This is a genomic window from Acetobacterium fimetarium (assembly GCF_014284475.1).
In the GTDB taxonomy this organism is placed as follows: domain Bacteria; phylum Bacillota; class Clostridia; order Eubacteriales; family Eubacteriaceae; genus Acetobacterium; species Acetobacterium fimetarium.
The window spans coordinates 96,589-117,901 of the sequence record NZ_WJBC01000004.1 but is presented as its reverse complement, the minus strand read 5'-3'; the positions used below and the strand labels follow the sequence as shown (position 1 = coordinate 117,901).

The following is a 21,313-nucleotide window of genomic DNA, read 5'->3' as shown; positions in this document are numbered from 1 at the left end:
CAAGGAAGTGAAGTTTATGAAATACAGCATGTTTTCCTGGTTCGGTTATTTTATGAAGTTTGCGGAACGCATCAGGGTGATTGCCGACGCCGGTTTTGACGAAGCGATGATTTCATGGGAGGATGAACTGGAGCCCTGGGCTTTGAAGAAGGAAGATTTCCCCGAGATCGTCAGAAAAAGCGGACTGGGAATCACCAATATTCATGCCCCCTTTATCGGCTACAGCGATATCTGGACCGCCTCCCGGCTGGAAATTCAGCCGAAGTTGGAAGTGTTCAGGGATTACATCCGCGACTGCCGGCGGTTCGACATTCCGGTGATGGTGATGCACACCAATGACCTGGACGAATTCGAACCGGATCTGGACAAGGGCAAGGCCTTCTTCTCGGAACTGGCCGATACCGCCGAAAAATACGGCGTCGATCTGGCCGTCGAAAATGTCTCTCGACAACATCTGCTGGATTACCTGCTGGGAGAAATCGATACCCCGCGTTTCGGCATGTGCTACGATAGCTCCCATGATTTTCTGGAGGAACAGAACAGCGGCCGGATTTTAAAGAAGTACAAGCAGCGGATCAAGGCTCTGCATCTGTCGGATAATGATTTTAAACAGGACCGCCACTGGATTCCGCGGGAGGGAAACATTCCGCTCGATGAGGTGATGGCCGAAATTCTGACGGTACCGACGATCGAAACCATTTCCTATGAGGTCGTGGCCAACGAAGCCTGGCGACAGCAGGAGCCCGCGGCGTTTGCAGCAGCGGTGCTGAAAAGTCTGAGGATGAAAGCATAGATGCCGGACAGACGCAATATAAATCAATTGAAATATATTTTGATTTATGGTACACTGCGAATAATATAATAGTAAAGTAATGAGGAAAGGGGTGGAAGTCCCCTACAGCCCCCGCTACTGTAATTGCTGACAAGATTCTTGCAAACCACGATCAGAAGATCGGAAGGAAGAATGGCGGATGAAGCAAAAGTCAGGAAACTCATTGATCATTGTATTTCTTCGGTGGGAAGAACAGGATTAGACCTTTTGTTTAATATCCAGCCTCCTCAGGAAGCTGGATTTATTTTTGGCAAAAAAAAGCGAGCCTGTAACCGGTACAGTTAGTCTATCAATGAAAAGAGGAAAAAGAAAATGAAAAGAATGAAAAGTATTCTGGCGGTTTTGATTGTTATTGCTTTAGTAATGCCTTTTTCCGGCTGTCAGCAGTCAGGCGCAACCAAGACGGCGTCGGGTGTGGATACCAAAAGCGGCGCCACCACCTACCCGCTGACCATCACGGATGATTCCGGCACGGCGGTCACCATTGATAAGGAACCGCAGAAGATCGTCTCGCTGTCGCCATCTGACACTGAAATAATCTTTGTGATTGGCGCGGGAAGCAAACTGGTCGGTCGGACCGATTACTGTGATTATCCGGCAGAAGCATCGGCGGTCACCAGCATCGGAACTTTCAAAACTCCGAATCTTGAAAAAATCATCGAGCTGGCACCGGATATCGTGATGTCCTCGGATTTTGTCTCGGATGAAATGGCACAGCAGCTGAAAGCCATCGGCACGAAGATAATTGTGGTCAACCCCACGAGCATTGATGGGGTCATGAACAATATCGTCATGGCCGGGCAGATTGCCAATGCCAATGACAAGGCCAAAGAAGTTGTCGAAGGCATGCAGAAGCAGCGCCAGGAACTGATTGACAAGGCAGCGACCGTGAAGGATCAGAAATCGGTCTTTATCGATATCGGAAAATTCTACACAGCCGGTCCGGGTTCGATGCTGGATTCGATGCTGACCGAGCTGAACGCCAAGAACATCGCTGCTGATGCTTCAAGTCAGTGGGCGCAGTTGAGCACGGAAGAAATCATCGCTGATAATCCGGATGTTTACGTTTCGCTTTACACCAAACCAGATGTAATCAAAGCAACCGCCGGTTTTGATAAGATCAATGCCATTGCCAATGACAAAGTGGTCTATTTTGATTATCTGACCCCGGAAAGCGACATGATTCAGCGGCCGGGTCCCCGCATCATCGACGGAATGGCGTTGATTGCAGCGGGCATTTATCCGGAAGTATTCAGTAAATAAAATGACAGAGACGAAGGCTGTAGACAAAGTACTAACGCAGTACCGACAATTGTTACATCGTGTTGCACCCTAAGGGGCAGGCTCTTTGCATCAAGGCGAACAGGCGATAGCCTGTACGAATTGCAAGCAAACAACTGATTAACAATTGGTCGGTACGGGTTTGTTGACAGCCTGAGAGGCGAATGCTGTTCGCCTCTGAGTTTTCTCAGAAGCAAAGAGACAATTCAGGTGTGAACAGCAAAAATGAGAACAATGGGAGTGGCAATGAAAAGCAGGTTTAAAAAATACGGCATGCTGATATCGATTATCAGCTGCATCATCATTATCTATCTATGCACCCTGTTGGGGGTGGCGTCCATCTCTTTTCTGGATGCCAATAAAATTCTGCTCAATCAGCTTTTTCACATTGATCTGGGCATGGAAAACATCAGCGCCGGGGCCGTTGCCATCATCTGGAATGTCCGGTTGCCGAGAATTATCCTGGCCTTTATCACCGGCGGGGCTTTGGCGCTCTGCGGTGCTGCGTATCAGGGGATTTTCAAAAATCCGATGGCGGATCCTTACCTGCTGGGGGTATCGTCCGGAGCGGCGCTGGGAGCCTCCATCGGCATTGTCCTGAATTTTTCCGGCGGTTTTCTGGGACTCAGCGGCACCGCGGTGCTGGCCTTTATCGGTTCTTTTGCCACCATCCTGATTGTCTACAATATCTCAAAGGTGGGCCGCAAGGTGCCGGTGGCAACCCTGCTGCTCAGCGGCATCGCCATTGGGCAGACATTGAGCGCGATCATCTCACTGCTGATGATTTTCAACCAGGAAGACATCGCGAAGATCATGTTCTGGACCATGGGAAGCCTGAATGGCCTGGGCTGGGTTCAGGTGATTGCCGTACTGCCTTATGTGCTGCTGGGCTGTGTGATTCTGCTGACTTCGGTGCGGGAACTGGATATCATGCTGCTGGGAGAAGATACGGCAACCCAGCTGGGGGTGGATACCGAGCGTTTGAAGAAGAAGGTATTGATCTCGTCATCGATCATTACGGCGGCGGTGGTGTCGGTTACCGGGATCATCGGTTTCGTCGGACTGATTATTCCCCATATTGTCAGAATGGTTACCGGTCCGAAACATCGCGTGCTGGTGCCGTTTTCGCTGCTGTTTGGCGGTGCCTTCCTGATTTTGTGCGATACGCTGGCCAGAACGGTCACCGGCCAGGAAATTCCGGTGGGAATTATCACGGCAGCTTTCGGCGGACCTTTTTTCGTTTTTCTGCTGCGAAGAAGAAAGAAAGGGGGGATGTAAAATGCAGCGTTTAATGCCGAAAATCATGCTGAAGTTTGAGGATGTTGTGGCCGCCTATGGTGAAAGAAACGTGCTGCAGGGCTTTTCTGCGACGATTTGCCAGGGCGAATTTGTGGGGCTGATCGGCCCGAATGGAACCGGCAAATCGACCCTGCTGAAATGCCTCTCCGGGCTGCTGCCGTTAAAATCGGGAGAAATTGTGCTTGAGGCGAAAAACAACCGCGACTATTCCCAGCGGGAGCGGGCGCAGATGGTGGCAGTGGTGCCGCAGTCCTTCGATATCGACTACGATTTTACCGTTGAGGATATCGTACTGATGGGCAGAAATCCCTATCTGAGTTATAAAGTCAAGGAAAGTCAGAACGACTATGACATTGTCACGGAAGCCATGCGGATGACCAAAACATTGTCTTTCAAAAAGCGTTATTATAAAAATCTGAGCGGCGGTGAAAAGCAGCGGGTCATCATTGCCCGGGCCATTGCTCAGGATACCGACATCGTTTTTCTGGACGAGCCGACCTCAGCGCTGGATATTCACCATCAGATTGAAGTGATGGAACTGATCCGCGATCTCAACCTGAAAAAATCGGTGACGGTTGTGGCGGTACTCCACGACATCAATCTGGCCTCCCGCTACTGCAACCGTCTGATTCTGATGAAAGACGGACAGGTGGTGACCGATGGAACGCCGAAAGACGTGATCACCGAAGACAACCTGAAAAAAGTTTATGAGATGAAAATGTTTGTTCAGGAGAACAAGCTGTTTGGAAAACCGGAAATCATTCCGCTGCGGGTGATTAAAGAAACCGAGGACTATCGCAGTCTGCGCATTCATGTGATCTGCGGCGGAAACAAAGCTTCTCAGATTCTCGAGGAGCTGGATGCCCTGGGGCATCAGGTGACGGCGGGAGTGGTCAACCAGGGCAGCGATGACTGGACGATCTGTGATGTTCTCGGCATTCCGATGGTTGAGGAAAGTCCGTTTACATCCATCAGCGAGGAAAAACAGCAGGAAAATCTGGCCATGATGGCAGACTGCGATTTCATTCTGATTTCGGATCTGCCTTTCGGACACGGCAATATCAACAATCTCCTGGGGCTGGAAAATCTCCGGGGGGAAATATACTATCATCAGAACTGTTCCAACAATGATTTTACGGAAGGAAAACTAACCCGCTGCCTGGAGCAGATCAGGGCTAAGAAGATGCTGACGGAAATTGACGATCATCAGGAATTTCTGGAAATTGTAAAAAACCGCTCACTGATAGAAAAAGAATCAAGAAGCATATAAATTATAAGACACTCAGGGTCTGACGGTCATTTTTAGGAGGAAACAAAATTATGAATTATTTTATGCTGGCCGGCGCCAGCAGTAATGTGGGCAAAACAACGGTGACCATGGGAATCATGGCCGCCTTTAAAAAAAGAGGCATCCGTGTTAAGCCGTTTAAAACCGGACCGGATTATATCGACCCCATGTTTCACAGCTTTGTCACCGGGGAGCCTTCCATCAACCTGGATACCTGGCTGCTGGATGAGGACACGATCCGGGGACTGTTCGACCGTCGCCTGGAAACAGAGAACGATCTGGGAATAGCGGAAGGGGTTATGGGACTGTATGACGGACACAGTCTGGAATCCGATGTCGGCAGCAGTGCCTATCTTGCCAAAACCGTCGCCGCCCCGGTGATTTTAATCATCGACGGCCGGGGCATGTCGAAAAGCGCGGCAGCCCTGGTGAAAGGGTACATCGGTTTTGATCCAAACACTAAAATTTCCGGGGTAATCATCAACCGGATCTCTTCGGAGTCGCAGTATCAGCTGCTCAAGGAAATGATTGAAGCCTATAATGATGTGACCTGTCTGGGATACTTCCCGAACAATCCGGACATCATCATGGACAGCCGTCATCTCGGGCTGGTGCCGGTGGAGGAGATTGCCGATTTCAGAGAAAAGGTGGACAAAGCGGCTGAACTGGCTGAAGCGCACATCGATCTGGACCGGATTCTGGAGCTCAGCCGACACGGGGAGCGCGCCAGCCGTTATGTCGATCCGTTTATAGGCTGGCAGGAAAAATACCGGGGCTTGCGCATCGGCGTGCCGAAAGACCGGGCCTTTAATTTCTATTATGAGGATAATTTCCGGGCGCTGGAAAATGCCGGAATTGAACTGGTGCCACTCAGCCCGCTCAATGACAGCGGGCTGCCGAAAAACCTGGACGGGCTTTATATCGGCGGCGGCTTTCCGGAAGTCTTTGGTGCCGAACTGGCGCAAAACGAGACGATGCTGGCTGACATCAAGCATCAACTAGAAGCCGGACTGCCCTGTTATGCCGAATGCGGGGGGCTGATGTATCTGACAAAATCGATGACGTTAAACAGTGGCGAAACCAACCGTGCGGTCGGTTTTATTGACGGGGATGCCAAAATGACGGAGCGCCTGCAGCGTTTTGGCTATGTCGAAATCTGCGCCTATCTGGGCGGAAAATCGATCGAAATCCGGGGCCATGAATTTCACCACAGCGATGTGACGATATCCGAAGCGGTTCCGACGGCTTACGTGATCACCAAAAACAGCCGCACCTGGACCTGCGGCTATCGCCGTAAAAACGTGCTGGCCGGCTATCCGCACATTCATTTTTACAGCAATCCGTTATTTCTGAAGGCTTTGCTGACGACCGTGCTGGCATACCGCGAGGAACAAAAATGAGACGGGTCAAGGTCAGAACACCGGGAACCTGCGGCGAATTCATTCAGGGCTGGTTTGCTGGCAATCCCTGTCTGGTTTCGTCGCCGATCGACCGCTATTCCCGGATTACCATCGCAGAGGGCCAGGGCAATCTGAAGCTTCAAAAGCCCAAGACGGTCGCGATGATTGAAGCGGTGTTTCGCCGTTACGCCATTCCAGAAAAGGAGAAAGACCGGCTGAACATTTCAATGGCTTCCGAAATACCGCTGGAAAAAGGCATGGCCAGCAGCACGGCCGATCTGGCCGGCATGGCGGCGGGACTGTCAGCATATTTTGAGCTGGGGCTGACGCCGGCAGAAGTCGGGGCCGTCTGCACCGCGATTGAACCATCGGATAATCTGATGTTTCCTAAGCTGAATCTGTTCAATCACATTGACGGCCGGGTGCTTAAAAGTTTCGGCGGTTGCGTGGCAGCGGACCTGCTGATCATCGATTTTCATGGCGGCATCGACACGATGTCCTTCAATGAAACCCAGGATGATTATTCAAAGCAGGATCTGGAAACCTTTGCGGAAATTGTGGAACAGTTTGAGCATGGCGTCAAAACAAAAAATCTGCGAGACATTGGAGCGGCCTGTACCAGAAGTGCCTTTCTCAACCAGAAAAGGTTGAAAAAACCCTATCTGGAGATACTAAATGAATTGTCGGTGACATACGGAGGGCTGGGAACCGTTATCGGACACAGCGGCACGGTGATCGGGATTATGCATGAGCAAGCGCATTTTCAGGAAAAAGCGTTTAAAAAGGCATTTGCAGAACAGATTCCGGAGACGGCTTACGCTAAAATATATTGCAATCAGCTGATTCCCGGCGGGATCGAGATATCCCGCGAGGAAGATTAAATAAAAAATAAATAAAGACAGGAAAGTGAGAAAATATGTCATATATCAACAACCCACGAGAAATAGAAGAACGCAGTTTTGAGATTATCACCGCGGAAATGGGAGACAAGGTTTTTCCGGAAGACATCGCGCCGATGGTCAAACGGATTATTCATACCACTGCGGATTTTGAATATGCCGATCTGCTGGAGATCCTTAACAATGGTTATGAAAAAGGCATGGAAGCCCTGAAAAAAGGCAAGAAGATTTATGCGGATACGCGGATGATCCAGGTGGCGGTCAATAAAAAAGCACTGGCTGATCATGGCATCGAGATTGTCAATTATGTCCATGATCCGGATGTGATGAAAGAAGCCAAAGAACGTGGCGTGACCCGTTCCACCGTCGGCATGGAAAAAGCCTTCAAGGATGAAAGCATCGGTATTTATGCCATCGGTAATGCGCCGACGGCGCTGTACACCCTGATCGAGAAAGTGAAAGCCGGGGAAGCCGCACCGGATCTGATTATCGGTGCACCCATTGGTTTTGTCGGTGCGGCGGAATCAAAAGTGGCGCTGGATCAGATCGACAGTCCGATCATCCGGATTAACGGAAGAAAAGGCGGCAGCCCTGTGGTCGCAGCCATTCTGAATGCGATGTTGTATCAACTGGGAAGGGAATGGTAGCAAAATGACGGCAGCGAAAAAAGGAATTTTTTATGGCATCGGAGTCGGACCGGGAGATCCCGATTTGATCACGGTAAAAGCAGCCAGGGTACTGGATAGCTGTGATGTCGTGATCACCCCGACGAAAAAAATGGGCAAACCAAGCATTGCCTTTGAAATTGTCAAGAGCCATATTACCGATCTGTCCAAGGTGCTGGAAATGAATTTTCCGATGATCTCCCTGAGCGCAGAGCGGGACGTGCTGGAAAAACAATGGCAAGAAAATGCGGATGAGATTGAACTGCTTTTGAACGAAGGAAAAAATGTGGTCTTCATCACGCTGGGGGATCCGATGGTATTCAGCACCTATTCTTATGTGATGGAATATCTGCTCAAGCGAAACATCGAAGTGGTTACCCTGTCGGGGGTACCATCTTTCTGCAATCTGGGCGCGCAGCTCAATATCCCGCTGACTCAGGGCGAAGAATCTCTGGCGATTGTGGCGATGACACAGCCGGTCGAAGAAATCCGGGCGATTCTGGATGCCCATCAGAATATCGTCGTGATGAAAGTTTCCGCCAACAATGCCTGGATGGCGCAGGAGCTGGAAGCCAGGGGGCTGGAAAAGTCGTTTGTGCTGGTGTCCAATATCGGCATGGCGAATCAGCAGGTCGTGCGGGACATCGATGTGCTCAAGGCAAAGATTCCCTATCTGTCAACCCTGTTAATCAAAAAGAATTATCCCCTGCAATGATCGAGGTAGGCTTATGTTAAATCGAACGATTGAGAAAGACGGCAAAGAACTGCGTTATGGCTACACCACCGGTTCCTGTGCCGCCGCAGCGACAAAAGCAGCACTGCTGATGTATCTGAACCAGAAAAAACTCGCAACCATTGAGATCAACACGCCCAAGGGCTGGACCCTGGATCTGATCCTGCACGATCAGGCGTTTGATCAAAAACAAGCTTCCTGTTCGGTAGTCAAAGATGGCGGTGATGACCCGGATGTCACCCATGGCGCCAAAGTTTTTTCCAAAATAACCCCTACGGATCAGGCCGGGGTGCAGTTTGTCGCGGGGATCGGTGTGGGAACGGTCACCTCGGTGGGACTCAGTATCCCGGTCGGAGAACCGGCAATCAATCCGGTGCCGCGGGAAATGATCACCCGGGAAATTGAAAACACGGTAAAACAGCATCAGACCGGTGGGGAAACAGAGCTACCGAAAGGCTGGATCGTCGAAATTTCCATTCCTGAGGGTGTGGAACTGGCCAAACGGACCTTCAACCCGAAGCTGGGTATTCAAGGCGGCTTGTCGGTGCTGGGAACATCGGGAATCGTCGAACCGATGAGCGAAGTCGCGTTAAAGGCTTCCCTGAAACTTGAAATGAGTGTTCTCAATGCCAAGGGCTTCAAGGAAATTATTTTTGTACCGGGCAATTATGGCAAAGACTTTTCAGAATCGTTGAATCTCAACCTGGAGCTGCTCATCAAAACCAGCAATTACATGGGCTTTATGCTCGATGAGGCGGAACGGATGGCATTTGAAAAAATCCTGTTGATCGGCCATCTGGGGAAACTGGTCAAGGTGGCCGGCGGCATCTTCAATACCCACAGCAGTGTTGCCGATGCGCGCATGGAAATTCTGGCCGCGCATGCGGGTTTGCTCGGCGCATCCCAAACCGTCATTGCGAACATCATGGCCGCCAAAACGACGGATGAGGCGGTGGATATCATTCTGGACGCCGCACTGCCGGATTATTTCAATCATCTGGCGGAAGTGGTCAAGAAAAAGGTCACTGCCCGCGTTTACGGGAACATCGATTTCGAAGTGGTTTTATTCTCCAAGGTTCACGGCCTGTTGGGCCAAAGTAAAGATGCCGAAGAATTGAGGAAACGATTATGTACCCACTAAAAATCATCGGCCTGGGGCCGGGACATCCGGACTATATCCTGCCGATTGCCAAAAAAGAGATTGAGGCGGCCGAGGTGATTCTCTGCGGGACAAGACATGCCGAAAGCTTTGATATCAGCGGCAAGCAGATGCTCTTTATCGGCCAGGGAACACCGCTGAGCGAACTGATGGCTGAGATTGCGAAGGTCTACCGGACTAAAAAAACGGCGCTGGTGGTATCGGGCGATACCGGCTTTTACAGCATGCTGTCCTACACGAAAAAAGTGATTCCGGAAAAAGACATCGTCTGCATCCCCGGAATCAGCTCACTGCAGTATCTTTTTGCCAAGCTGGGAGAAACCTGGCAGGATGCCAGACTGATGAGCCTGCACGGACGGGATCAGGATCTGGCCACCGCGGTTAAAGAAAACGGGAAACTGGGGATTTTGACTGACAAATCCAACAACACGGCCTTCATTGCCAAAACGCTGGCAGCGGCCGGCATAACAAACAGCACCATCTACGTGGGTGAGGAATTGTCCTATCCCAATGAAAAAATAACGCGTCTGACAGTTGCAGAAGCCCTGACTTTTCAGGAGAAAGGAATGGCGGTAGTGGTGGTCATCAATGAGTAAGATAGCAGGATACAAGGATGAGGCCTATATTCGGGGAAAAGCACCGATGACGAAAAGAGAAATCCGGATTCTGACGATTTCGCTGCTGGGCATTGAACCAGGTGATGTGGTGGTGGATATCGGCGCCGGCACCGGCGGACTGACCATGGAAGCGGCTTATGCGGCGGCACCGGGACGGGTTTACGCGGTGGAAGCCAAGGAAACGGCACTGGAACTGGTGCAGCAAAACAAAGAGCATTTTCAGGCCGACAATGTGGTGATCATTCCCGGCAAAGCGCCGGCAGCGCTGGACCAAATAACAGAGCAGGTGGATCGCGTCATCATCGGCGGTTCTGGCGGCAATATGGAAGATCTGTTTGAATGGTGCCGAAACAATATCCGCCCCGGCGGTCGGGTGGTTGCCAATTTTGTTACGCTCGAAAACGCCGCCCAGGCGACAACCCTGATGAACCGCTATTTTGACAAGGTTGAACTGATTCAGGTCGGCATCAGCCGCGGTGAAGGCATCGGCGGACTGACGATGTTAAAAGCAGCTAACCCGATTTTCATCATTACCGGAGACGTGGCAACGAAAGAAGTATAGAGAAGCGAATAATTTGTCAGATAGCATTGACAATCGCAAACAGATGGTGTAAAATACATTTAATTAAATAGTGAACTTGTCCTATATTCAAGGGAAAAAGGTGTGAATCCTTTGCTGTAATCGCAGCTGTAATGCATGATGACTGTCTCGAAACCACTGTTAAGAAATTAGCGGGAAGGGAGATGGAAAGTTGATTGTTGAGCCAGAAGACCTGTTTGTAGTGATTTCTTATTAACGCCTCCGATTTAGAGGAAGTAAGAGCATTATATTTAAAATTTAAAGTATGATTCTTTTATCCTTCTCCGTTGGAGAAGGATTTTTTTTGGTTTTTCTCCTAGCCAATAGATATAGAATCTCTTCGAATAAAAGGACATCTCCAAGTCAGTATTTAATTCCCTTCCTCGGGGATGATGTGTGGCATCCCCGAATTTTTAGTGCTTTCATTAATTTGCAAGATAGATAGTTCATTCCTTCGCTTGAGTTTTTCTGGCCGAAAACTTGAGCATCAATAAAAGAAGCGTATCGCAGGATAGGCTTTTTTTATTGCCTTTTTTTGTGAAATGATTATAAAATAGATGGCGGTAATGTTATACTTTCATTAATATGATGATTAAGATCTGGAGGCAGAAAATGAGAATCCATTATTTACAGCATGTCCCTTTTGAGAATCCGGGCCGGATTCTGGAATGGGCCGATAAAAATAATTGCACGGTGACCGCAACCCATTTGTACAAAAACGAAACATTGCCCGATGTTTCTGATTTTGACTGGCTGGTGGTTATGGGGGGCCCCATGAATATTTATGAAGATCAGAAGTACCCCTGGCTGATCGGGGAAAAGCAGCTGATTAAGGATGCCATCGAGCAGGGCAAGATTGTAATCGGCATCTGTCTGGGGAGCCAGCTGATTGCGGATGTGATCGGCGGGAAAGTCGTTAGAAACAACCACAGAGAAATCGGCTGGTTTCCCATTACCTTGAGTGAAAAAGCCAGACTTTCGCCAGCATTTTCTTTTTTTCCCGAAAGACCAGTCGTCTTTCACTGGCATGGCGATGTGGTGGCCGATCTGCCCGCAGCGGCGGTGGTTATCGCTGAAAGTGAGGCCTGCCACAATCAGGGCTTTGTCTACCAAGAGAGAGTCTTTGGCCTGCAGTTCCATCTGGAAAATACCCGCCCGATCATTGAAGCGCTGATTGAAAACTGCGGCGATGAACTGACCGCGGGAGACTATATTCAGCAGCCGGAAGTGATTCGATCGCAGAACGCATCAATGCTTCAGGATAATCAACTGATGGATCAGTTCCTTGATCAGGTCAAAAGAATGGATCAGGAAGGTAGCATCTGACTGTTTCAATTCCAATAAAAGGGGTATTATTCTGAATAGAATTTAGAGAATGAAGGAGAAATAGGATGCGAAAAATTGGTTTGGTTTTTATGGCAATCACTTTAATGTTAGTCGTATCAGCTTGTTCGTCAATGCCAGGGTCTGCAAAAAGTGCTGACAAGGTGACTGACAAAGAAATGACATTAACCTTGTCGTTTGGTGAAAAAACAGGAACATACACCGGAGAATTGGTGGATGGCTTGCCTCAGGGGAAGGGAACATTCACTTCAGAAAATGGATCTGGTATCGGTTGGTCATATGAAGGCGAATGGGAAAAAGGTCATATGCAGGGATCTGGAGAAACCGTTTATGACAGTGGCTTCAAAGAAACCGGAGTTTATCAGAATGATGAATTAAATGGAGCTGGCAAAGAATATTGGGATGATCAACTCTTCTATGAAGGAAATTATAAAAACAACCAATATGATGGTCAGGGGACGTTAACGAATTATCGCGGTGAAGTCGTATATTCCGGAAACTTTTCGAAGGGGTATTATACTGAAACTTCCGAGCAGAGACAAGCCAGACTGGAACCTTTTAAAGCCCAAGCGGTTGAATTGCCTTATTCCGAAATTGTTGACAATGCCAAAAATGAAACCGGCAAAAAGGTGAAAATAACGGGACGCGTTTTTCAGGTCGATCAAAAGACGGAGTCAGAACCAGCGATGTCTTATTTCTTTATGCAGCTTGGCAGTGATCCCAGTCAGATTGTCCGAGTCTCCTATCTCCTGAATCAGGGCGAGGTACCTCCGGTAAAAGACCAATCCGTAACGGTATGGGCGACAGCGGAATTATTTGATTCATATGCGCTGGAATCCGGAACGGAATTAACGGTTCCTTATGTTGAAGCCTGGAGTGTTGAGTAGAAAAGTGATGATCGATAGGAACTCTGGATGAGTCATGTTAGTTCAGTGGCGATGTTTTTGAGTCAAAAAAAAGTAAAAAAAGCGGAAACTTCCAATTTGTTTTGATCGGAAGTTTTCGCTTTTTTGCATAAACATCAATTTAATTCAAGACGACAATATCACCACCGCCGCCGGGATCAAACGGCAGGCGGTACTGGCCGCTGCCGAGATACTCAGCAGCACGGTATTCTCCCCAGTTGTTGCCGTTGGCGTTGCTGTTGATGTTGATTTTATTGTCGCCGAGAACGCCGAAGTCAATTTGCACCAGGATATCGCCCATGTAATGGCCTTCAACATAGCCCGGGGCGCTGATGGTTCCGCCGTTATCCGTTGTGCTGACAACGGTGTAGGGCCCGTTAATGACACCATCGATATAATAACGGGTAAAGGTAAACTCACTGTCGGAAATGGTCACGACAACATTGTGCTCAGGTTCCTGAGCGTACCAGACCCCGTAGACTTTATCGATGAATTCCTGCGAAGTCAGATTACTTTGGGTTTCGGTCGTGGTGGCCGGTGCGATGATGTACTGACCTTCCAGAACCGGGCTGATCAGGCCTTTGGTATTGACTTCAACGGCTTTTACCGTTGTTGTTCCCTCCGGCAGGCTGATGGGTGTGGTGTACTCGGTAGAGCCGGTGGTTGGACGACTGCCGTCGGTGGTGTAAAAAACCGCATCGGCAGAATTCCCCTTACTGATGCCCAGACTTTGAGCACCCTGATAGGTTCCGGGAGCCAGGCTGAAGCTGGGATTTTTAATCGTGTAGCTGTCTTTCTGCGCCAGATAGCTTTGATCTCCGGTTTCAGTGGCTGCTTGTTCCAGTAAAGCGAGGATCTCGGCTTCGGATGCGCCGGCGGCCACTGAGGAACGGATTAATTCATCGTAGAGTTTTTTGAGTTCTTCTTTGCTGGTGGTCGTTTCAATTTTATCCTTCGTGCCCTGGATTGAATCTGAAGGCTGCATTTGCCTGAAAACAACATAGCCCAGGATCCCCAGAACCAGGATACCGATGAGCACACTCAGGATGATAATAATTATTTTTCGTTTCCGAATCTGGTCAGACGCTTTTCTTTCATCCGCTTCTTCATTAGTATGTTCGTCCTGATCATTCATCACTGACACCCCCTTAAATTCAAAACGTATTTCCAAATTCCAATATTTGCTTAAGTAGTTGCGAAAGTTCCGTTAGCTTTGCAATCAGTTTCGCACGAACCACCAGAAGAAATCGCTACGCGAATTTCTTCGAGGTCGCGGGCAGTCGCCAACTACAAGCAAGCTTGTGATTGGCTCGTTGCCTTCGCGGATTTTTTACACTGTACGGCGGACAGTTTTTCAAACTGTTCGCCTACACGTTACAAAACTGGTTGTGGAAACTAATCGCAAAGCAATAATTGTTCGATGTTTATGAGATTCGCAACTGCCAACCTATATTTTCTTTTTACCCAGAAAAACATACTTTAACTGTTTTGACAGTAGCCGAGTGGTTTAAATTGCCGGGAATATTTGCACTGTGAATTTTCCGTCAGATCAATTATAATTAAACCAGGAAGAATAAGAAAAGTCGGGGTGGATGTTATGTATAAAATTCTAATTGTCGAGGATGACGGGATAATTGCCAATTCAGTAATGAAATTTCTGCAGAACTGGGGTTATGAAGTGGAACTGGTGGAGGATTTCAATGGCATCATCGACCAGTTTGTCCGCTTTTCACCGCAGCTGATACTGATGGACATTGCGCTGCCGCTGTTTAACGGCTATCATTGGTGCACAGAGATCAGAAAACTGTCCAAGGTTCCGATCATCTTTATTTCATCCACCAGCGACAACATGAATATTGTCATGGCCATGAACATGGGCGGTGACGATTTTATTGCCAAGCCGTTTGATTTGAATGTGCTGGTAGCCAAGGTTCAGGCAATCCTGCGTCGGGCCTATTCATTTCAGGGCGAGGCCAATCTGCTGGAGCACCGGGGCGCCATTCTGAATCTTTCGGATACCTGTCTGATGGTTCAGGATAAAAAGGTAGAGCTGACCAAAAATGATTTCCGTATTCTCCAGATTCTCATGGAAAACAAGGGCAAAGTCGTTTCGCGGGATCAGATGATGACGCATCTCTGGGATGACAATTGCTTTGTGGATGACAATACCCTGACCGTGAACATCGCCCGGCTCAGGAAAAAACTGGATGAAGAAGGACTTGAGGGGTTTATTACCACCAAAAAAGGAATCGGCTATCTGGTGGAGGACTGATATGAAGGATTCATTGGGGGCCGTCATCGTTGCTTATCTGAAGGCGCGGATCAAGGTGATTCTGGCCTTTGCGTTGTTTGTTTTTATCGTTGTCATGGTGTATTATTTGTACGGGCTGGATCCGGAACCATTGATTTACAGCATCCAGCTGATCGGAACGCTGGCTCTGATTTTTGGAGCAGCGGATTTTGTCGCCTATTACCGGAAACTGCGAACGCTCAGAGAAGTCAGGGATGCTGCGCTGGTGGAATTGAAGCCCTTGCCGAAGCCGAAAGACGGGATTGAAGAAGAGTATCAGCAAGTCGTAAAAGCCCTGGTGGACAGCCGCTTCGAGCTTGCTTTCAGGTCTGCGAACAGCAAAAAAGAGCTCAATGATTATTACACGCTGTGGGCGCATCAGATCAAGACGCCGATCTCGGCAATGGATCTGCTGCTGCAGTCAGCTGAAGACAGCTTTAATCACCGGGCTGAGCTGCGTCAGGAGCTGTTTAAAATCAAGGAATACGTCGAAATGGTGCTTCAGTATCTGCGGCTGGAAAGCATGGCGGCGGATATGGTTCTCAAGGAATACGAGCTGCTGCCGCTGATTCAGGAGAGTGTCAAAAAATACAGCATGATTTTCATCAATAAGCGGATATCCCTTGATCTGAAGGAAATGGACTCTGTCGTGCTCACGGATCAAAAATGGCTGGCATTTTGCCTGGAACAGGTTCTTTCCAATGCGCTGAAGTATACCAGGCAGGGGAAAATATCGATTTATCTGGCTGATGACGCTGAACAAACACTGGTTGTTGCAGATACCGGCGTGGGGATTCATCCTGAAGACATCGATCGGATTTTTGACCGCGGCTTTACGGGATACAACGGACGAATGGATCAGAAGTCCACAGGAATCGGTCTTTATCTCGTCAAGTCGGTTTTGGATAAACTGGCTCACCCCATCGCGGTGGAGTCCCAGCTGGGAACGGGCACAAAAATAAAAATTGATCTGTCCAGAAAAGAGATGGAATTATTCTAACCTTACAAAACTGTAAGTTTGAACCGGGAAATGTAAGCCAGGGCTATGGTGGGGCATTTCCCTTTTTATTATACTGAGTGTAAGTAATTGCGAAAGTACCGTGAGCTTTGGGTCCAGTTTCGCACGAAACAATTTTTACACTGTACGGCGGACAGTCTTAGGACTGTTCGCCTACACGTTACAAAATTGTTTGTGGAAACTGAACCCAAAGCCACCAATGTTCGTGGTTTTGAATTTTGCAATTATCAAAAGTGTAATAAAAGAAGGAGGCAACAATGAGTCTTTTAGAAGTAAAGAGTTTACAGAAAATTTATACCACCCGTTTCGGCGGAAATCAGGTTCAGGCCTTGAGCAACGTCAGCTTTTCGGTGGAACAGGGCGAATACCTGGCGATTATGGGGGAATCCGGTTCGGGGAAAACGACCCTTTTGAATATTCTGGCATCGCTGGACAAACCTACCGGCGGAGAGGTTTTTCTCGACGGGAAAAATATTGTAAAAATTGAAGACCGCGAGATCTCGGCTTTCCGTCGGGACAATCTGGGCTTTGTTTTTCAGGACTTCAATCTGCTGGATACTTTTTCCATCCAGGATAATATTTTTCTGCCTCTGGTGCTGTCCCAGAAACCGTTTGAGGAGATGAACAAACGGCTAAAACCGCTGTCAAAGAAGCTGGGGATTGGTGAAATTCTGGAGAAGTACCCATACGAGGTTTCGGGCGGGCAGAAACAGCGGACGGCAGTGGCCAGGGCGCTGATAACAAAGCCGAAACTGATTCTGGCAGATGAGCCGACCGGGGCCCTGGATTCCAGGGCGGCGATGAATCTGCTGAAGATTTTTTCGGACATCAATGAGGCCGGTCAGACCATTCTGATGGTAACCCACAGCGTTGCCGCGGCTAGCCATGCCAAACGGGTACTCTTTATCAAAGACGGCGAAATCTACAACCAGATTTACCGCGGAGCGATGAATAACGATGAGATGTATCAGAAGATTTCCATGACGCTCACGGTGCTGGCAACTGGGGGTGTGAAGGGTGAATAAGATTTTTTACCCCAAGATGGCACTGATCAATCTGAAAAAAAACGCTGACACCTATGTGCCGTATATCCTGACCTGCATCGGTTCGGTCATTGCTTTCTATACGATGATCTCCTTTTACGGAAACAAAGGACTGGATGAGATGCCCGGTTCATATAATCTCAAGACGATCCTGTTTCTGGGAACCATCGTGATCGGCGTCTTTTCGGTGATCTTTCTTTTCTATACCAACAGTTTTCTGATCAAGCGGCGTAAAAAAGAACTGGGACTGTACAGCATCCTGGGGCTTGAAAAAAAGCACATTGCCCGGGTACTATTTTATGAAACCGTGGTGGTGACGGTGACAAGTCTGACCCTCGGACTGCTGGGCGGAATTCTGATCGGTAAGCTTTTGTATTTGTTGTTGCTCAAATTGCTCCATTTTACCACCCCCATTCAGTTTTATATCGATGGCAGGGGGCTGCTGATTACCGCTGGCGTTTTTCTGGCGATCTTTTTCCTGACGCTGGTGACTAATTTTCTCCAGGTGAAAATGGCCAATCCCATCAATCTGCTGCGGGGCGGCGAACACGGCGAAAAAGAACCGAAATCCTCATGGATCATCACACTGATTGGTGTGATCGCGCTGGCAATCGGCTACGGCATTGCACTGACAGTGAAATCGCCCATCGAAGCCATTGTCCTGTTCTTTGTGGCAGTCATTTTTGTCATCATCGGCACCTATGCCTTGTTCACGTCAGGCAGCATTGCTTTTCTGAAAGTTCTGAAAAAGAATAAAGACTTTTATTATCAATCCCGTAATTTCATTTCTGTTTCCGGCATGATCTACCGGATGAAGCAGAATGCCGTTGGTCTGGCCAACATCTGCATTCTGTCAACGATGGTGCTGGTGACTATTTCCACCACTGTATCCCTTTATGTCGGACAGGAAAGTATGATGCGGGACATGTATATTTTCGACAATTCAATCATGGGCGAAATCACCGAGAATGATGAAGCACGGGTCGATGAAACGATAGTGAATACGGCAAATCTGTATGACGTGAAGCTGCTGAACCGGAATGATATTAAGCTGGGAAATGCAACCGCTTTTCAGGAAGGGGATACTTTCAGGCCGGATCAGGTGCCTGAGAACGAAAGAAGTGCCGATTATTACACAAGCGAAACCGATATCTGGCTGATTCCGCTGGCGGACTACAACAAGATGTGTGAAACAGCGGTGACTTTAAATGAAAACGAGGTTCTGATTTTCTCTATCGGAGACAACTATAATGAAAAAACCATGAATATTGGCGATCGCAGCTTTTCAGTCAAAGAGGAGCTTCAGACCTTTCCTCTTGAAAAAAAGAAAACCGAAGTCATTGAAAAGACCGCTTTTATAATTGTTGAAAATGAGGAAATTATTTCAGAAATTCAGAATACTCTGAATCCTGAAAAATTGGACAACCATTTATCGTTTGGAAAATTCTTCAATCTGGAAGGAAATGACGAAGCCAAACAGACATTCTCGAATAATTTGTTTCAGCAGGTGGAAGGAATTAACCCCGATATCAGTCAGGGCAACTACTATGTGTCACTTGCTAGCTGGTATTCAATTTTTGGCGGCTTTCTGTTTCTCGGAATTTTTCTCGGGACCATGTTCATGATGGCTACGGTGCTGATTATCTATTTCAAGCAGATTTCAGAAGGATACGAAGACCGGGCCCGTTTTGAAATCATGCAGAAGGTTGGAATGGATAAGAGGGAAGTCCGAAAAACCATTGGGAAACAGATCCTGATGGTATTCTTTCTGCCGCTTGCGGGTGCGGCGGTTCATGTGGCCTTTGCCTTCCGGGTGATGGCAAAGATGCTGGCGGCCTTCAGGCTGACCGACACTGGCCTGATTTTGATCTGCACGGTTGCGGTGACTGTCATTTATGCTTTAATCTATGCCCTGGTCTACTGGTGGACGGCAAAAGCCTATTTTAAACTGGTGCGCTAAACATGAACATGATCGGGGCGGTTCTCATCGCCTTCATTGTTCATTGCGTATTATGAAACACGATCAGATATTATAGAATTAATTCAGATTTGATCGTTATAATAGTCGTTATGATTTTTGATTTAATGATAAATCCGCAACAGATTTTTTCTTTTGCTGAACAGACAAAAAAAGATAAGGTGAAATATGAATATATTCATAAGACGGCAAATTCAGAATTTTGCGATTATGCTGCTGGTGATTATCGGACTGGGAAAACTGTTTGCTGCGCTGCCGCTCAAGTTTGCCAGAGCGTTTGAGCATATCTACGGTCAAATGATCGATCCGAATGTGGCGATAACCCATGGCGTATTGTCTTTCCTGCTCGGCCTGCTGATGCTGCTTCTGGCCTACAGCCTGTACAAGCGGATTCGCAATGCCTGGATTATTGAAGTCTTTGTGCTGTTTGCTGCTTTAATTTCGGAAATTGGACATTTTCATAAATTCACCGTACCTATTATCATCATCGAGTCGCTGGTGCTTTTAGTGCTGCTGTTTTCCTATCGGGATTTTTCAAGAGTATCAAACCGGGTAACGCTGAAATGGGCGTTGATATTCATCGGCATTTCATTTGCACTGCTGATCGCAAATGCTTCAATCGGTCTTTACATCATGCGAGCGCATATCAATGATGTCCATACCATTTACAATGCGCTCTTGGGATCAGTGAACTTACTGATTTTTATGGACACTTCGGTACTGGACATCAAGAATAATCTGGGCCAGATTTATGCGGATTCCCTGATTGTTTTAAACTGGATCTGCATTTTTGCTTCGGCACTGCTGCTGATGAAACCGCTGATATACGATCATATTCATGATAAACATGACAAGGAAAGGGTCCGTAAAATTGTGCTTGAGTACGGACAAAACCCGATGTCTTACCTGTCGCTTGAAAATGACAAACGCTATTTTTTCAGCAAAACTGTTGAAGGCCTATGCTCTTACACCATCGTGGGTAAAGTTCTGGTTTGCTGTGGTGATATCATTTGTAAAAAAACTGACGGATTTGCTTTTTTAACTGAACTGCTGACTTTCTCGAAACAGAACGGCCTTGATGTTCTACTGCTCAATGTGACCGATTATTTTCTTGATTTATACAAAGCCGCTCAATTTGGCATTGTCAAGTATGGCGAAGATGCCTGCTTTGATCTGTCTGCATACAGCCTTGCCGGCGGTAAGGTCGCCAAGGTAAGGGCAGCGATCAATCATGCCAACAAGGCCGGAATTTCTGTTTCGGAATATGAACCAGAAAAATCGCATGATCCGGAAATTGAAAAAGAAATACTGGAAATATCGGAAGAATGGGTTAGTAGCAAGAAAGCATCGGAAATGACGTTCATGTTAGGCGGCATCGGACTTGACAATCCCCTTGATCGGCGGTACTTCTATGCCAGGAATGATCAGGGAGAAATGCTTGGTTTTGTTGTCTTTCTGCCCTATTTAGATGGAACGGCTTATCTGGCTGATGTTACGAGAAGAAAAAATGATGCCCCTCAGGGCGTTCTGGAAAAAATCATTTATGAGGCATTTATGCTGTTTAAGAGTGAAGGCGTTCAGCTGGTGAATATGGGACTGTCGCCACTCTATAATGTGGCTTCAGGAGATAAAAAAACGATCAATGAAAAACTCTTTGCCTATGTTTATAACAATATGAATGATGCCTATGATTTTAAGGCACTTCATCATGCCAAAGAAAAGTATGCACCTTCATATTGGGAAGAACGATATATAGCGTACTATCCCAAACCTTTTTCACCACAATATGCTTATGCCATAGTAAAAGCTCAAAATCCGGATAACATGTCCAAACTTGTAGTGAGCCAATTGATGGCGAAAAAGAAGTGAAAAACGATAAGCAGTAACAGATATAAAGAGAAAGCTGAAACGCCTGCAGTTGTTTTAGCGGAAGGGACGCACGCAAAAAAAAACTGTACTTTTAAGTAAACCATGTTATAATG

At 47.7% G+C, this 21,313-nt stretch carries 19 protein-coding genes and 2 riboswitches; of the genes, 18 read left to right on the top strand and 1 reads right to left on the bottom strand.

Annotated features, from left to right (window positions below; translation table 11 throughout):
• Nucleotides 1-16: 16 nt before the first annotated feature.
• The 13 genes from GH808_RS04275 to GH808_RS04215 all read left to right on the top strand — a co-directional run bounded on the left by GH808_RS04275 (nt 17) and on the right by GH808_RS04215 (nt 12,984).
• Entirely contained in the window at nt 17-793 is a 777-nt protein-coding gene (locus GH808_RS04275) for a sugar phosphate isomerase/epimerase family protein (protein WP_243166100.1), read from the top strand.
• A gap of 27 nt (nt 794-820) precedes the next feature.
• Nucleotides 821-1,014: riboswitch (cobalamin riboswitch) on the top strand.
• 130 nt (nt 1,015-1,144) lie between these two features.
• Nucleotides 1,145-2,095, top strand: coding sequence for an ABC transporter substrate-binding protein (locus GH808_RS04270; protein WP_243166099.1), 951 nt, complete (start codon nt 1,145-1,147; stop codon nt 2,093-2,095).
• A gap of 264 nt (nt 2,096-2,359) precedes the next feature.
• A complete protein-coding gene (locus GH808_RS04265) occupies nt 2,360-3,391 on the top strand; it encodes a FecCD family ABC transporter permease (protein WP_186841552.1) in 1,032 nt (343 codons plus the stop codon).
• A 1-nt stretch (nt 3,392) separates the two neighbouring features.
• Nucleotides 3,393-4,682, top strand: a complete 1,290-nt coding sequence (locus GH808_RS04260; RefSeq protein ID WP_186841551.1) for a heme ABC transporter ATP-binding protein — start codon at nt 3,393-3,395, stop codon at nt 4,680-4,682.
• 50 nt (nt 4,683-4,732) lie between these two features.
• Nucleotides 4,733-6,100 (top strand): cobyrinic acid a,c-diamide synthase CobB, encoded by a 1,368-nt coding sequence (locus GH808_RS04255; protein ID WP_243166098.1) that lies wholly within the window; start codon nt 4,733-4,735, stop codon nt 6,098-6,100.
• The gene (locus GH808_RS04250) at nt 6,097-6,981 is read left to right on the top strand and encodes a GHMP family kinase ATP-binding protein (RefSeq protein ID WP_186841550.1); all 885 of its coding nucleotides are present in this window, start codon (nt 6,097-6,099) and stop codon (nt 6,979-6,981) included. The genes GH808_RS04255 and GH808_RS04250 overlap by 4 nt, the downstream gene beginning before the upstream one ends.
• A gap of 35 nt (nt 6,982-7,016) precedes the next feature.
• Nucleotides 7,017-7,646, top strand: coding sequence for a precorrin-8X methylmutase (locus GH808_RS04245; protein ID WP_186841549.1), 630 nt, complete (start codon nt 7,017-7,019; stop codon nt 7,644-7,646).
• A 4-nt stretch (nt 7,647-7,650) separates the two neighbouring features.
• The gene (gene cobI, locus GH808_RS04240) at nt 7,651-8,379 is read left to right on the top strand and encodes a precorrin-2 C(20)-methyltransferase (protein ID WP_186841548.1); all 729 of its coding nucleotides are present in this window, start codon (nt 7,651-7,653) and stop codon (nt 8,377-8,379) included.
• Nucleotides 8,380-8,392: 13 nt separating this feature from the next.
• Nucleotides 8,393-9,538, top strand: coding sequence for a cobalt-precorrin-5B (C(1))-methyltransferase CbiD (gene cbiD, locus GH808_RS04235; protein WP_186841547.1), 1,146 nt, complete (start codon nt 8,393-8,395; stop codon nt 9,536-9,538).
• Nucleotides 9,526-10,152, top strand: coding sequence for a precorrin-6y C5,15-methyltransferase (decarboxylating) subunit CbiE (gene cbiE, locus GH808_RS04230; protein ID WP_186841546.1), 627 nt, complete (start codon nt 9,526-9,528; stop codon nt 10,150-10,152). The genes cbiD and cbiE overlap by 13 nt, the downstream gene beginning before the upstream one ends.
• Complete coding sequence (gene cbiT, locus GH808_RS04225) at nt 10,145-10,735, top strand: precorrin-6Y C5,15-methyltransferase (decarboxylating) subunit CbiT (RefSeq protein WP_186841545.1); 591 nt, start codon at nt 10,145-10,147, stop codon at nt 10,733-10,735. Before cbiE ends, cbiT begins: the two co-directional genes overlap by 8 nt.
• A 48-nt stretch (nt 10,736-10,783) precedes the next feature.
• Nucleotides 10,784-10,968: riboswitch (cobalamin riboswitch) on the top strand.
• A gap of 397 nt (nt 10,969-11,365) precedes the next feature.
• The gene (locus tag GH808_RS04220; RefSeq protein WP_186841544.1) at nt 11,366-12,079 is read left to right on the top strand and encodes a type 1 glutamine amidotransferase; all 714 of its coding nucleotides are present in this window, start codon (nt 11,366-11,368) and stop codon (nt 12,077-12,079) included.
• A gap of 65 nt (nt 12,080-12,144) precedes the next feature.
• Nucleotides 12,145-12,984 (top strand): MORN repeat-containing protein, encoded by an 840-nt coding sequence (locus GH808_RS04215; RefSeq protein ID WP_186841543.1) that lies wholly within the window; start codon nt 12,145-12,147, stop codon nt 12,982-12,984.
• Nucleotides 12,985-13,123: 139 nt separating this feature from the next.
• Here the strand turns inward: GH808_RS04215 and GH808_RS04210 are convergent, their stop codons facing one another.
• Nucleotides 13,124-14,137, bottom strand: coding sequence for a chitobiase/beta-hexosaminidase C-terminal domain-containing protein (locus tag GH808_RS04210; RefSeq protein WP_186841542.1), 1,014 nt, complete (start codon nt 14,135-14,137; stop codon nt 13,124-13,126).
• A 462-nt stretch (nt 14,138-14,599) separates the two neighbouring features.
• Between GH808_RS04210 and GH808_RS04205 the strand changes: the two genes are divergently transcribed.
• The 5 genes from GH808_RS04205 (at nt 14,600) to GH808_RS04185 (ending at nt 21,200) form a co-directional block, all read left to right on the top strand.
• Nucleotides 14,600-15,274, top strand: a complete 675-nt coding sequence (locus GH808_RS04205; RefSeq protein WP_186841541.1) for a response regulator transcription factor — start codon at nt 14,600-14,602, stop codon at nt 15,272-15,274.
• Between the two features lies 1 nt (nt 15,275).
• Nucleotides 15,276-16,292 carry a sensor histidine kinase gene (locus tag GH808_RS04200; RefSeq protein WP_186841540.1) on the top strand — a complete coding sequence of 339 codons (1,017 nt, stop codon included), beginning with the start codon at nt 15,276-15,278 and terminating at the stop codon, nt 16,290-16,292.
• A gap of 275 nt (nt 16,293-16,567) precedes the next feature.
• Nucleotides 16,568-17,335, top strand: coding sequence for an ABC transporter ATP-binding protein (locus GH808_RS04195; protein WP_186841539.1), 768 nt, complete (start codon nt 16,568-16,570; stop codon nt 17,333-17,335).
• Nucleotides 17,328-19,313 carry an ABC transporter permease gene (locus GH808_RS04190; RefSeq protein WP_186841538.1) on the top strand — a complete coding sequence of 662 codons (1,986 nt, stop codon included), beginning with the start codon at nt 17,328-17,330 and terminating at the stop codon, nt 19,311-19,313. Before GH808_RS04195 ends, GH808_RS04190 begins: the two co-directional genes overlap by 8 nt.
• A gap of 186 nt (nt 19,314-19,499) precedes the next feature.
• Entirely contained in the window at nt 19,500-21,200 is a 1,701-nt protein-coding gene (locus tag GH808_RS04185; RefSeq protein ID WP_186841537.1) for a bifunctional lysylphosphatidylglycerol flippase/synthetase MprF, read from the top strand.
• Nucleotides 21,201-21,313: the final 113 nt, after the last annotated feature.

Coding starts and splice junctions, on each gene's coding strand:
- GH808_RS04270 (WP_243166099.1), top strand. CDS start 1,145: ATGAAAAGAATGAAAAGTATTCTGGCGGTTTTGATTGTTATTGCTTTA.
- GH808_RS04260 (WP_186841551.1), top strand. CDS start 3,393: ATGCAGCGTTTAATGCCGAAAATCATGCTGAAGTTTGAGGATGTTGTG.
- GH808_RS04265 (WP_186841552.1), top strand. CDS start 2,360: ATGAAAAGCAGGTTTAAAAAATACGGCATGCTGATATCGATTATCAGC.
- cbiD (WP_186841547.1), top strand. CDS start 8,393: ATGTTAAATCGAACGATTGAGAAAGACGGCAAAGAACTGCGTTATGGC.
- GH808_RS04245 (WP_186841549.1), top strand. CDS start 7,017: ATGTCATATATCAACAACCCACGAGAAATAGAAGAACGCAGTTTTGAG.
- cbiT (WP_186841545.1), top strand. CDS start 10,145: ATGAGTAAGATAGCAGGATACAAGGATGAGGCCTATATTCGGGGAAAA.
- GH808_RS04185 (WP_186841537.1), top strand. CDS start 19,500: ATGAATATATTCATAAGACGGCAAATTCAGAATTTTGCGATTATGCTG.
- GH808_RS04250 (WP_186841550.1), top strand. CDS start 6,097: ATGAGACGGGTCAAGGTCAGAACACCGGGAACCTGCGGCGAATTCATT.
- GH808_RS04215 (WP_186841543.1), top strand. CDS start 12,145: ATGCGAAAAATTGGTTTGGTTTTTATGGCAATCACTTTAATGTTAGTC.
- cbiE (WP_186841546.1), top strand. CDS start 9,526: ATGTACCCACTAAAAATCATCGGCCTGGGGCCGGGACATCCGGACTAT.
- cobI (WP_186841548.1), top strand. CDS start 7,651: ATGACGGCAGCGAAAAAAGGAATTTTTTATGGCATCGGAGTCGGACCG.
- GH808_RS04275 (WP_243166100.1), top strand. CDS start 17: ATGAAATACAGCATGTTTTCCTGGTTCGGTTATTTTATGAAGTTTGCG.
- GH808_RS04195 (WP_186841539.1), top strand. CDS start 16,568: ATGAGTCTTTTAGAAGTAAAGAGTTTACAGAAAATTTATACCACCCGT.
- GH808_RS04220 (WP_186841544.1), top strand. CDS start 11,366: ATGAGAATCCATTATTTACAGCATGTCCCTTTTGAGAATCCGGGCCGG.
- GH808_RS04255 (WP_243166098.1), top strand. CDS start 4,733: ATGAATTATTTTATGCTGGCCGGCGCCAGCAGTAATGTGGGCAAAACA.
- GH808_RS04205 (WP_186841541.1), top strand. CDS start 14,600: ATGTATAAAATTCTAATTGTCGAGGATGACGGGATAATTGCCAATTCA.
- GH808_RS04200 (WP_186841540.1), top strand. CDS start 15,276: ATGAAGGATTCATTGGGGGCCGTCATCGTTGCTTATCTGAAGGCGCGG.
- GH808_RS04210 (WP_186841542.1), bottom strand. CDS start 14,137: ATGAATGATCAGGACGAACATACTAATGAAGAAGCGGATGAAAGAAAA.